Raw genomic sequence first — 11,640 nt, 5'->3', positions numbered from 1 at the left:
CCATCATGAGCGATGTGATGAAGCAGCCTGCCAGCGATGCCGGCAATACGGCCATGCAAGTGATCGACGATTGCTGGAACCGTATCGGCGTGCGCGGCGACGCTTCCTGCGAAAGACTGGCGCAGCATATCGATTGCCGCAACTGCCCGGTACACGCGCGCGCCGCCGCGGAGTTGCTGGATCGCTTGCAGGTGGAGCAGATGGCCGACGGCTGGAGCGAGCAGGCCGAACCGGCGCAGGAACAAGGCGCCGGCCTCAGTTCGTGGCTGCTGTTTCGTATCGGCGAAGAATGGCTTGCATTGCCGACCGCCCTGCTCGAAGAAATCACAGAGCTGCGCGGCATCCATAGCCTGCCCCATCGCAAGAATGCCGTGGTGCTGGGCATTACCAATATTCGCGGCGCCCTGGTCACCTGTATTTCACTGGCGGCGATGCTCGGCATTGCCGCCAGCGCCAAGACCGCAGGCCGCCAGGAACTGCTGGGGCGCATGCTGATCGTCAGGCGCAACGGCCAGGCAACCGCCTTTCCTGCCGATGAGGTGCATGGCACTTTGCGCGTCGCCCTTTCCGAACAGCAGCCGGTGCCGACCACGCTGACCCGCGCCGCCGGGCATTTCACCAGCGCCGTGGTCCAATGGAATGGCCACAGCGTCGGCTTGCTGGACCAGGAACTGCTGTTTCACACGCTGGATCGGAGCCTGGCATGAACGCCGACGACATGCGCGACGCCTCGATGCTGGACCTGTTCCGGCAGGAAGTGGAAACCCAGGCGCAGGTGATGAGCAGCGGCCTGCTGGCGATCGAACGCAGCGCCTCGCCGCAGGATCTGGAAGCCTGCATGCGCGCGGCCCATTCAATCAAGGGCGCGGCGCGGATTGTCGGCATACAGGCTGGCGTCGATGTCACGCACGTGATGGAAGACTGTTTCGTTTCGGCGCAACAAGGCAAAATCCAGCTCGGACCGCGCCGCATCGACCAGTTGCTGCATGGGGTCGACCTGCTGCAGCGGATTGCAAAGAGCGCGGAAGACCTGCAGTTGTGGCAGGCCGGCGACGGCCGCAAGGAAATCGACAGCTTTCTGCAAGGCTTGCACAACAGCCTGCTGCAAGCCGACGACGACGCCCGCGACACACAAGTTCCCACGGCCAATCCGACCATGCCAGCAGCGGTGGTCAGCGAATTGCTGCCGGCCGGCGATTTTCAGCAAGACAAAGCCGAGAACGCCGACCGCATGTTGCGGGTCACCGCCGCGCACCTGAACCAGCTGGTCAGCCTGTCCGGCGAATCGCTGGTGGAATCGCGCTGGCTGCCGGCCTTCAACGAGTCCCTGCTGCGCCTCAAACGCCTGCAGCACGGCGCCGCGCAAGCTCTGGAAACCTTGCACGAGACATTGCACGAAGCGCTGCGCGAAAACGGCGTCGCCTCGGCCCAGTTCGCAGCCTTGCAGGATTCCCGGCAACAGCTTGACGCTTGCCAGAAAATGCTGGCGGAACGGCTGGCGGAACTGGAATCCTTCGAACGTCGCAACAGCAGCCGCGCCCAGCGGCTGTACGACCAGGCGCTGGCCTCCCGCATGCGGCCGTTCGCCGATCGCGTGGCGGGCTACGACCGCATGGTGCGCGACCTCGGACGCAGCCTCGGCAAACAGGTCAGGCTGGCAATCAGCGGCGAGGCCACCCAGGTCGACCGCGATATCCTGGAGCAGCTGGAGGCGCCGCTGGTGCATTTGCTGCGCAATGCGCTTGATCACGGCATCGAAGCAGCGCCGCAGCGGCGCGCCGCCGGCAAGGACGAAGAAGGCGTGATCGGACTGACTGCGCGCCATCACGCCGGCCTGCTGCAGATTACCGTCAGCGACGACGGCAACGGCATCGACCTGGAACAACTGCGCGCCGCCGTCGTGGCGCGCGGCCTGGTCGACAACGCCACCTCGGCGCGCCTGAGCGATGCCGAGCTCTTGCACTTTCTGCTGCTGCCCGGTTTCAGCATGCGCGATACGGTCACCGAAATCTCCGGGCGCGGGGTCGGCCTGGATGTAGTGCACAACATGCTCAAGCGCATGCGCGGGACCATTCAGATTTTCAGCGAGAGCGGCCGCGGCATGCGCTTCCAGCTGCAGCTGCCGCTGACCCTGTCGCTGGTGCGCAGCCTGCTGGTCAGCATCGGCGGCGAACCCTACGCCTTCCCGCTGGCATATGTGAACCGCACCATGGTGCTGGACCAGGAGCAGATCGAAATGCTGGAAGGCCGTCAGCACTTCGCTTTTGAAGCAAGGCAGATCGGCCTGGTGGCGGCCAGCCAGATCTTGCAAAGCAAGGAGAGCGCCGCCAGCGACGACGGCATCGCGCTGGTGGTGATTGGCGACATGCACCAGACTTACGGTTTGCAGGTCGACCGCCTGCTGGGCGAGCACATGCTGGTGGTGCAGCCGCTGGATACACGGCTGGGCAAGATCAAGGATGTGGCGGCGGCGGCACTGATGGAAGACGGTACGCCGGTCTTGATACTGGATGTCGAGGACATGCTGCATTCGGTCGACAAGCTGATCGCCCACGGCCAGCTCGACAAGATCCACGAAGGCGGCAGCCAGCTGCAGCTGCAGGCCAGCAAGCGGGTGCTGGTGGTGGACGACTCGCTCACGGTGCGCGAACTGGAACGCAAGCTGCTCAGCAGCCGCGGCTATACGGTCAGGATCGCGGTGGATGGCATGGACGGCTGGAACGCCTTGCGCAGCGAACCGTTCGACCTGGTGATCACCGATATCGACATGCCGCGCATGGACGGCATCGAGTTGGTAACATTGATCAAAAGCAACCTGCAGCTCAAAGCGATTCCGGTGATGATCGTCTCCTACAAGGACCGCCCCGAAGATCGCCAGCGCGGCCTGGAAGCCGGCGCCGACTACTATCTGGCCAAGGCCAGTTTCCACGACGAGACCTTGCTGGAGGCGGTTGAGGACCTGATCGGCGCGGCGCATGATTCCTAGTTTTCAGCATTGAGTGCCTATTTTTCTCCAAAGAACCTGATGAACGCGTGTATATTTTCAGTCATTCATTGTTACCTGATGAGTAGCAAGCCCTACTGCCGTGATGACGCACGTTTCTAGCAAAGGAATCCTGGATAATGAAAATAGGTATCGTCAACGATGCCCCGATTGCGGTCGAAGCATTGCGCCGCACGCTGGCGCTGCGCCAGGACCACGAAATCATCTGGATTGCGGAGGATGGCAAGCGCGCCATCGAATTATGCGCCTGGCAAGTACCGGACCTGATCCTGATGGACCTGATCATGCCGGTGCTGGACGGCGTCGGCGCCACGCGCCACATCATGGCCCATACGCCGTGCGCGATCCTGGTGGTCACCGGCGACGTCGGCGCCAACGTCTCGGCGGTATACGACGCCATGGCCTATGGCGCGCTGGATGCGATCGACACCCCGAGCTCGCTCGCCAGCCACCCGCGCAACGGCGTCAATTCCTTGCTGGCGAAGATCGATTCGATCGAAAAACTGATCAATCAACGGCAGGCGGCGCCCGAGACAACGGCCGTCCCCGAGAAACCGGCGCCAGCCCCGGCCATGGCGACGCCGCGCAAGTCGTCGCCACAGGCGCCGAATTCCAAGTACCTGGTGGCCATCGGCGCTTCCGCCGGCGGGCCGGCGGCGCTGGCAACCCTGCTCTCGCAACTGCCGGCGGATTTTCCGGCGGCGCTGGTGGTGGTGCAGCATGTCGACGCCCAGTTCGCGGCCGGCATGGCCGACTGGCTGGGCGGCCAGTCGACATTGCCGGTGCGGCTGGCGCTGGCGGGAGACAGCCCGACCCCCGGCACCGTATTATTGGCCGGCACCGACGACCATTTGCGCCTGACCCGGCCGTTTCAGCTGGGTTACACCGAGCAGCCCAGCGGCTATCCCTACCGGCCCTCGATCGATGTATTTTTCCAGAGCGTGGTGGAAACCTGGGCCGGCAAGGCGATCGGCATCCTGCTGACCGGCATGGGCCGCGATGGCGCGCTGGGCTTGAAAGCCATGCGCGACAAGGGTTATTACACGATTGCCCAGGACCGCGATTCGAGCGCAGTATATGGCATGCCGAAGGCAGCGGCGCAGATGAATGCCGCCGACGCCATCCTGCCGGTGAACCGGATTGCAGATAAGCTGGTCAGTCTGATCAGCAAACAATAGCGACAAACAATAGCAGCACTGAGTTCAGATATGGAGCAAGCCATGCATACAGAATTAAATCTCGACAGCGACCAGCCGCCAGACGACTATCCGGTGATGGTGCTGCTGGTCGACGACCAGGCCATGGTGGGCGAAGCCGTGCGGCGCGCGCTGGCCAACCAGATCAACATCGATTTCCACTACTGCGCCCATCCCGACGAAGCCATCGAGGCGGCGCAAAGAACCCGGCCGACTGTGATCCTGCAGGACCTGGTCATGCCCGGCATCGACGGCCTGACCCTGGTGCGCCAGTACCGCGCCAACCCGGCCACCCGCAACGTCCCCATCATCGTGCTGTCGACCCGCGAAGACCCGGCGGTCAAGAGCGCGGCCTTCACCGCCGGCGCCAACGACTATCTGGTGAAGCTGCCCGACACCATCGAACTGGTGGCGCGCATCCGCTATCATTCGCGCTCCTACGTCAATCTGCTGCAGCGTGATGAAGCCTACCGCGCGCTGCGGCAGAGCCAGCAGCAGCTGCTGGAAACCAATCTGGAGCTGCAGCGCCTGACCAATTCCGACGGCCTCACCGGGCTCGCCAACCGCCGCTATTTCGACGAGTATTTCAGCGCCGAATGGAAGCGTGCCGAACGCGAGCAAAGTCCGCTCTCGCTGCTGATGATCGATGTCGACGATTTCAAGCTCTACAACGACACCTACGGCCATCTGGCGGGCGATACCGCCCTCAAGCAGGTGGCGGAAAGCATAGGCGTTTTTGCCCGGCGTCCGACCGACCTGGCGGCGCGCATCGGCGGCGAAGAGTTTGTGCTGGTGCTGCCGTCGATGTCGCGCGAACACATGGAGACCCAGGCCGACAAGCTGCAGGCGGCGGTGCACGCTTTAGGCATTGCGCATGTCACCTCCAACAACGACGCCCGCGTCACCATCAGCATCGGCGGCGCCAGCATCGTGCCGCAGCGCGGCAGTTCGCAGGAAAAACTGGTGGAAGCCGCCGACCAGGCTCTGTATCGCGCCAAGCGCGGCGGCAAGAACCGGGTTGAGATCGCTCAGGAGTAAACGGGCCAAGACAGCGCCTGGATCTGCAATCCAGGCACTGCTTGCCTCAGGCGGTTCGGGCCCGCCCGGCCGCAGCCGTCTGGCGCGCAGCCAGTGCGCGGGCGCGCCGCTTGCGGGCCCAGATGATCACGCCGGTCACGCTCAGGATTGCCACCGCCGCTCCCATCAGCGAAATCAGGATGCGTCCGGTAAGGCCAAGGATGCGTCCTGAATGCAAGGGAAACTGTGCTTGCATGAAAATGTCGCCGGCGCTGCCGCTGCCGGGAATTTTTGCGCCAGCCGCATGGCCGTCGCCGGCGTCGTAATACAGCCAGCTGTTGCCCAGACCGGCATCGCCGTGGTCGTTGCCAGCCTCGAAAAAGCCGACGCCGTACAATCCGAAGGCCGAAGAATAAAACACGCCGCCGACCGGCACGCTCCAGCCGCGGCGCTGGCCGTCCTCGCGAGCCAGCTGCGCCACCCGCTCACGGCTGACCCCTGGCTCTGTCTTGGCCGCCAACGCAGGCGCGACCGGCTTGCGGCTGTCGAACGGATCCGGCGTCAGCGTCGAGAAGGTTTGCACGATGGGCCGCATGACCGGGTTATACAGATTCATGGAAACCGAGGTCACCGCCAGCACCAGCAGCAATCCCCAAAGCCAGACGCCGCCAGAACGATGCAGATCGAAGTTCAATTTGTGGCCGCCCTGGCGCCAGCGGAACGCGAAAGACTTGCGCCAGCTGCGCCAGTTCGGAAACGACAGCCACAGGGCGATAAAGCAGTCCAGCGTCCAGACGATGCCGATGATGCCCATCAGCCAGGTGCCGAGCTCAATGCCGCCGACCTCGGGCAGATGCATGGTGTAGTGCAGCTTGTACAGGAACGGCAGCAGGTTCTCGCGGCTGAGCGAGATGGCGCCCCACATGCGCCTGCCCTGTATTTCAGCCGTGACGGGATCGACCGCGAGCTGGTTGAAACCCAGGTCGTAAGGCTGGCCGGTGGCTGGATTGACGCGCCCTTCCACCATCATGCTGCTGGTATGCCCCGCTTCGCTTTCTGTCATCACGTAAGTGACACGCAAGCGCGGGTCCTGGGCCTCCACCCGGTTCGCCAGCTCCAGGCCTGGAAGGAGCTGGCCCGGCGCCGGCCGGTCAGCGCTGCGGGCATGGAATAGCTGCGGATTGAGCCAGGCATCCAGCTCGTGATCCCAGGAAATGACGGCGCCGGTAGCGCCGGCAATGAACAGGAACACCGCAGCCGCCAGGCCGAACCAGCGGTGCAGCAGTACCAGAAGAGGACGCAAGACCATGATGTGCTCTTAATATTTCCAGTTGAGCGCAAGGCTGCCGTTGATCGGCGCGCCGTAATAGCCTTGCGAGGCGTACAGGCTCTGGATGTATTTCTTGTTGGTGACGTTGTTGAGGTTGGCAATGACGCTCAGCTGCCTGCTGATATCGTAGCGCGCCATCAGGTTCAGCAAGGCATAGCCTTCCTGCACGGTGGTAATGGCTGGCGTCTGCAGCTGGCTGGTCTTGCCTTGCCAGTTGACGCTGGCGCCGACGCGCAGCTTCTCGACCTGCGGGACCTGGTAAGTCAGCGCCATGCGCAGCAATTTTTTCGGTACGTAATTCCTGGCCGAATTGCCATCCGCATCCTTGATCGTCATGATCGTATAACCGAGGCTGGCCTGCAAGCCTTGCGCCAGCTCGCCGGAAAGATCCAGTTCCAACCCTTCCGAATGCGCCTGGATGCCACGGTAGTAAGCCTTGGCGCCGATATAACCCGCCTGCTCCGCCGCATTGCTTTGTTCAACCCGGAACAGCGCCGCCGACGCATTCAGCTTCTTGTTGAAGAATTCGCTCTTCAAGCCCAGTTCATAGCTCTTGCCTTCCAGCGGCTTCAAGGTCGCGCCGCTGCTGTCCGTCTGGTATTGCGGATTGAAAATCTCGGTGTAGCTGGCGTAGGCCGATACATTCTTGCCGAGGTCGTACACCAGGCCCGCATACGGCGTGGCCTTGCTGGCGCTGCTCTGGCGGCTGACGCCGTAAGCGATGCCGGTAGTATCGGAACTCGTGTAATTAGCGCCCAGCAGCAGCTTGAGATCATCGGCTAGGTTCAGGCGCGTGGCGCCGTACGCGGTCTTGCGCTTGTCGGTGTAGCTGCTGCCGTCAGTCGACGCATCGAAGGCCGGCTCCGGATAACTGCCGTCAAACGCTCCGCTGGCCGTCAGCGGCGTACCTATGCCCTGGCCGTAATGCGATATGTCATTGAGCGTCGCGCGCGACCAGCTGGCGCCGACGGTCAGGTCATGCTGGCGGCCGCCCAGCATGTACTTGCCGCTGAGGTAGCTGTCGATCACGGTCTGCTGGTTGTCGGAGTTGTAGAGCGACGGATAGCTGAACAATCCGGTACCGGTCGTGCGGTCCGGCGTGCCGTAGACATAGAACAATTTGCCGTCGGTAGTCAGCTTGTTATGGCTGAGCGTGGTCTTCCATTGCCAGTCATTGTCGAAATGATGATTCAATTCGATGAACGCGCGCTGTTCCTCGGAATTCCAGCGCGACCAGTTTGCCGCGGTGCTGGTGCCCCTGCCGTAGTCGGTCGGCGAACCGTCGCTGTAATACAGCGGCAAGGCGCCCCATATCGCCCCCTTGCCGTCGTTCTTTTGATAGCTGTAGCTCAGGGTCAGCAAGGTATCGCTGCTGAGGTTTGCTTCAATCACGCCGTAAAAGATATCCTTGCTCGGCTGGTAGCGGTCCAGGTAGGAGTTGCCATCCTCGTGCGCCGCCACCACCCGCGCCGCCACGGTGCCGGCGCTGTTGAGCGCGCCGGAGACGTCGGCGTCGATGCGGCGCGTGTTCCAGGAGCCATAGCTGATGCCGGTAGCTGCCTGGAAATCGTAAGTCGGGCGCTTGCGCACGAAATTGACCGTGGCCGATGGATTGCCGGTAGAAGAAGTCAGGCCGTTGGCGCCGCGCACTATCTCTACACGGTCATAGATGGCGGTATCCAGGTCGCCGTTCTGCAGGCCGAAAGTCAGCGGGATACCGACGCCGTCGTACTGGAAATTAGTGATATCGAAGCCGCGCGCGGTGAAATAGGTGCGGTTGGTTTCCACCTTCTCGACGGTGACGCCGGTGGTGCCGGCCAGCACCTGGTCGACGCTGTCGAGCTTGAAATCGTCCATCTTGGCGCGCGTGACCACCGACACCGACTGCGGCGTTTCGCGCAGCGACATGTCCATCCTGGTCGCCGAATTACTGTTGCGCACGGTGTAGCTGCCGGTTTTCTCGCTCGGCTTCTGGCGGTCGCTGCCGGCCGTCACCACCACTTCCGGCAATGCCGCATCATCGGCGGCTGCCGCCGCCTGCTGCGCCAGCGCTAGTTGCGGCGTGGCTGCCGACCAGGTCAGCGCCACCGCCAGGCTCATGGCGCGCAAGACTGGCGGATTGCGCGATTTAGATGAAAAAGCAGGCACAGGCGTAGTGCACGCCGTGGTGTTGGTTGTCATTCTGTATTCCCCGAGACTATCTATCGTTAAGCGCTATTTATATTTTTTTGAAAGCAGACACCGCTTTGGAAACTTCCTCGCACGCTCCCGTCCATGGCTTGCCGCCGCAGCTGAGAACAGCCGCGGATACGAACATCCGGCTTGCAAGGGAAATGGGCGGCAAAAGGGAGTATCTTTGAAAAACAGAATAATAATGCGAATGATTGCTATTATCAATCAATTTCTAAAGAAGCCATCGCAGCCGCATGGTCATGGCCTTAACGCAAAAAAATGCGCACTGACCAGTGCGCATCCGCTGCAAGGGAAAAAGGTGGCGCTAGCCGTGGACGTGCGCCTCGGATTCGTCGTGCGAATGCGCCGGCGCACTATAGTTGCAGCCATCCTCGGTGTGGGCGCAAGGCAGGGTCTCGAACTGCAAGGTGGTGTGATACACCGCAAACTGCGACGCCAGGATTTCCTTGAGCGCCGGCAGCAACTGCTGCTCTGCCGAATACGCCGCATCGTAGACCACGTGCGCCGTCAGGCTGGCCTTGCCGCTGGTGACCGCCCACAAGTGAAAATCGTGCACGCTCAGCACGCCCGGCACGGCGCGCATCGCCGCCTGCACTTTTTCTATGTCCATGCCTTCAGGCACGCCTTCCAGCAGGATATTGATGCTTTCCTTCAGCAGTATCCAGGTACGCGGCAGCACCCACACCCCGATCAGCACCGCAATCGCCGAATCGACCCAGGTCCAGCCGGTATAACGGATCAGCAAGGCGCCGGCGATCACGCCGAGCGAACCCAGCATGTCGCTCCAGACTTCCAGGTAGGCGCCTTTGACGTTGAGGCTGGCATCCTTGCCGCTGCTCAGCAGGCGCATGCTGATCAGGTTGACGATCAGGCCGATGGTGGCGATCACCAGCATGCCGGTGGACTGGATCTCGGCCGGGTTGCGGAAGCGCTGGTAGGCTTCATAAAGGATGTAGATCGCCACCAGGAACAGCAGCACGGCATTGAACGCCGCCGCCAGGATCTCGAAGCGATGATAGCCAAAGGTGCGGCGCGCGTCGGCCGCTCGTTTGGCGATGCGGATCGCCGCCAGTGCGATCGCCAGCGCCATGGTGTCGGTCAGCATGTGGGCGGCATCGGATATCAGCGCCAGGCTGCCGGTGACCAGTCCGCCGATCACCTCGACCACCAGGAAGGTCGAAGTCAGGCCGAGCGCAATCCAGATATATCTCTCATTGCCGGCGCTGGGTAAAGCATGTGTATGGCCTGCACTCATGGATACCGTCCTTGAAGTTGCGTTGATGTAATGTACAGCGTTATTGCTGGCTACCGCAATTGGCGCAGAATTTCGCCCCGGCCAGTTTCGCGGCGCCGCAAGCGCTGCAGTTTTTCGGCTGCAGCGGATTGCCGCATTGCTGGCAAAAACGGGCGCCGGCCGGATTGCCTGAATTGCAACCGAGGCAATTAATTTGATTGGCCGGGACATTTTCCCAGTCGTTCTGGCGGCTGCCGCCGTGATGCTTGCTGCGCTGCTGCTGCGCGTTATTACCGCCGCCGTGATGCCCCATGTTCAGCAGATTCTTGAGAAAACTCATTTGATGCTCCTTCACGCTTAGGATGCCGAATTGACATGACTCCATTAAAAACCCTGTAGTTACTTCAAGGTCAAGCAGATACATAAAATATTTCACTGGGCCAAAAGCGGACTAAACTAATACTTGCTTCTCCCTAAACAAAACCAAGGAAAAAAAATGACTAAGCTGCTTAAAAAAGTAGGGCTATCGTTGTTCGCTTCTCTCACCCTGGCTTTGCTGCTGGGAGCATGTTCAAGCATGTCGATGGACCAAAACCATATCAGCGAAGTGACACTGGACGGCGCCCATGAAGTCCCGCCCACCAACTCGGCGGCGAGCGGCAGCGCAACCATCAAGATCGCCTCGGATAAAACCGTCAGCGGCACCATCAACACTCGCGGCATCCAGGGAAAGATGGCCCACATCCACGAAGGCGCGCTTGGCGTGAACGGTCCGGTGCTGGTGCCCCTGACCAAGGTCGGCGATGACACCTGGGAAGTCCCGGCCGGCACCAAGTTCACCGATGCCCAGTACGCCAGCTACCTGGCCGGCAAGCTCTACGTCAACGTCCATAGCGCCAGCAATCCCGGCGGCGAAATCCGCGGCCAGATACTGCCCTGATCCAGCCTTCCTGGCGCTCTAGCGGCCGTGCGCTTGCTGCCTGCGACATGCGGCAGCAAGCGCAATCCACATCATTTTTTAAACCCGCCTATGCATCCAACCCTCAGGATTTTTGCCGCATTCCTGTTTGCGATCGCCTTGGCCAGCGCCGCCTTGTATGCGATCGACCGCACAAACAAGCCTGCTGGCGGCAAGCCCCCAGCCGTGCATGCCCAGGCAGCCGACACTGCCAAGCCGCTTGTGCAGGCGACCGCTCCGGCAGCGCCTGCGCAAGCGCTGACGCCGCCGGTCGCCAGTTCACCGCCGATGGCTGCCGCGCCGCCGGCTGAAGCCGGCAACACCATCGCCAAATGCATTGTCGACGGCAAGATCGTCTACACCGACAAAGGCTGCCCTCAAGGCAGCAAGGTCAAGCCGCTGCAGATTACCGATAACGCCGTGATTCCCGGCTACGACCGCGCCACTGTTGAAAAGACTTTCCGCCAGCCGCCGCCGGCGCTGGCGCAAGCGGCGCCGGCGGGAGGCGTGATCGAACCGGTCACCTCCATCGGCACGGAACCGACGGTCGACTGCCCTGCCCTGGGACGCCGCTACGAGTGGCTGAACGGCATGCTGCACCGCCGCCAGCTGCACTATGTGCACGACCGCATGCGGCGCGAACGCGACGATCTGCAAACCAGGATGTTCTGGGCGCATTGCTAACGCATATGTACAGCGGAGCATGCG

10 protein-coding genes are annotated in these 11,640 nt (G+C 62.0%); 6 read left to right on the top strand and 4 right to left on the bottom strand.

Annotated features, from left to right (window positions below):
- Positions 1-5: 5 nt before the first annotated feature.
- The 4 genes from VNZ65_RS07255 to VNZ65_RS07240 all read left to right on the top strand — a co-directional run bounded on the left by VNZ65_RS07255 (position 6) and on the right by VNZ65_RS07240 (position 5,238).
- Positions 6-707 (top strand): chemotaxis protein CheW, encoded by a 702-nt coding sequence (locus tag VNZ65_RS07255; RefSeq protein ID WP_325667494.1) that lies wholly within the window; start codon positions 6-8, stop codon positions 705-707.
- A complete protein-coding gene (locus tag VNZ65_RS07250) occupies positions 704-2,986 on the top strand; it encodes a hybrid sensor histidine kinase/response regulator (RefSeq protein WP_325667492.1) in 2,283 nt (760 codons plus the stop codon). Before VNZ65_RS07255 ends, VNZ65_RS07250 begins: the two co-directional genes overlap by 4 nt.
- A 137-nt stretch (positions 2,987-3,123) precedes the next feature.
- The gene (locus tag VNZ65_RS07245) at positions 3,124-4,182 is read left to right on the top strand and encodes a chemotaxis response regulator protein-glutamate methylesterase (RefSeq protein ID WP_325667490.1); all 1,059 of its coding nucleotides are present in this window, start codon (positions 3,124-3,126) and stop codon (positions 4,180-4,182) included.
- Between the two features lie 42 nt (positions 4,183-4,224).
- Entirely contained in the window at positions 4,225-5,238 is a 1,014-nt protein-coding gene (locus VNZ65_RS07240; protein ID WP_325667488.1) for a GGDEF domain-containing response regulator, read from the top strand.
- A 46-nt stretch (positions 5,239-5,284) separates the two neighbouring features.
- On the opposite strand, the gene VNZ65_RS07235 is transcribed toward VNZ65_RS07240, so the two are convergent.
- The 4 genes from VNZ65_RS07235 to VNZ65_RS07220 form a co-directional block, all read right to left on the bottom strand.
- Positions 5,285-6,520 carry a PepSY-associated TM helix domain-containing protein gene (locus tag VNZ65_RS07235; protein ID WP_325667552.1) on the bottom strand — a complete coding sequence of 412 codons (1,236 nt, stop codon included), beginning with the start codon at positions 6,518-6,520 and terminating at the stop codon, positions 5,285-5,287.
- A gap of 15 nt (positions 6,521-6,535) precedes the next feature.
- Positions 6,536-8,728 (bottom strand): TonB-dependent siderophore receptor, encoded by a 2,193-nt coding sequence (locus VNZ65_RS07230; protein ID WP_325667486.1) that lies wholly within the window; start codon positions 8,726-8,728, stop codon positions 6,536-6,538.
- 316 nt (positions 8,729-9,044) lie between these two features.
- Positions 9,045-9,995, bottom strand: a complete 951-nt coding sequence (locus tag VNZ65_RS07225; protein WP_325667484.1) for a cation diffusion facilitator family transporter — start codon at positions 9,993-9,995, stop codon at positions 9,045-9,047.
- 40 nt (positions 9,996-10,035) lie between these two features.
- Entirely contained in the window at positions 10,036-10,314 is a 279-nt protein-coding gene (locus VNZ65_RS07220) for a zinc ribbon domain-containing protein (protein ID WP_325667482.1), read from the bottom strand.
- A 156-nt stretch (positions 10,315-10,470) separates the two neighbouring features.
- Between VNZ65_RS07220 and VNZ65_RS07215 the strand changes: the two genes are divergently transcribed.
- Positions 10,471-10,914, top strand: a complete 444-nt coding sequence (locus tag VNZ65_RS07215) for a CHRD domain-containing protein (RefSeq protein WP_325667480.1) — start codon at positions 10,471-10,473, stop codon at positions 10,912-10,914.
- Positions 10,915-11,004: 90 nt separating this feature from the next.
- Positions 11,005-11,616, top strand: a complete 612-nt coding sequence (locus tag VNZ65_RS07210; protein ID WP_325667478.1) for a hypothetical protein — start codon at positions 11,005-11,007, stop codon at positions 11,614-11,616.
- The last annotated feature ends 24 nt before the right edge of the window (positions 11,617-11,640 follow it).

This window comes from Collimonas sp., assembly GCF_035566555.1.
Classification (GTDB): domain Bacteria; phylum Pseudomonadota; class Gammaproteobacteria; order Burkholderiales; family Burkholderiaceae_D; genus Collimonas.
The sequence above is the reverse complement of the archived record's forward strand: the minus strand, read 5'-3'. Positions and strand labels throughout refer to the sequence as shown.

Bases quoted from the DNA above. Each gene is read 5' to 3' on its own strand.
- VNZ65_RS07210 (WP_325667478.1), top strand. From the start codon at position 11,005: ATGCATCCAACCCTCAGGATTTTTGCCGCATTCCTGTTTGCGATCGCC.
- VNZ65_RS07215 (WP_325667480.1), top strand. From the start codon at position 10,471: ATGACTAAGCTGCTTAAAAAAGTAGGGCTATCGTTGTTCGCTTCTCTC.
- VNZ65_RS07220 (WP_325667482.1), bottom strand. From the start codon at position 10,314: ATGAGTTTTCTCAAGAATCTGCTGAACATGGGGCATCACGGCGGCGGT.
- VNZ65_RS07250 (WP_325667492.1), top strand. From the start codon at position 704: ATGAACGCCGACGACATGCGCGACGCCTCGATGCTGGACCTGTTCCGG.
- VNZ65_RS07245 (WP_325667490.1), top strand. From the start codon at position 3,124: ATGAAAATAGGTATCGTCAACGATGCCCCGATTGCGGTCGAAGCATTG.
- VNZ65_RS07255 (WP_325667494.1), top strand. From the start codon at position 6: ATGAGCGATGTGATGAAGCAGCCTGCCAGCGATGCCGGCAATACGGCC.
- VNZ65_RS07240 (WP_325667488.1), top strand. From the start codon at position 4,225: ATGCATACAGAATTAAATCTCGACAGCGACCAGCCGCCAGACGACTAT.
- VNZ65_RS07230 (WP_325667486.1), bottom strand. From the start codon at position 8,728: ATGACAACCAACACCACGGCGTGCACTACGCCTGTGCCTGCTTTTTCA.
- VNZ65_RS07225 (WP_325667484.1), bottom strand. From the start codon at position 9,995: ATGAGTGCAGGCCATACACATGCTTTACCCAGCGCCGGCAATGAGAGA.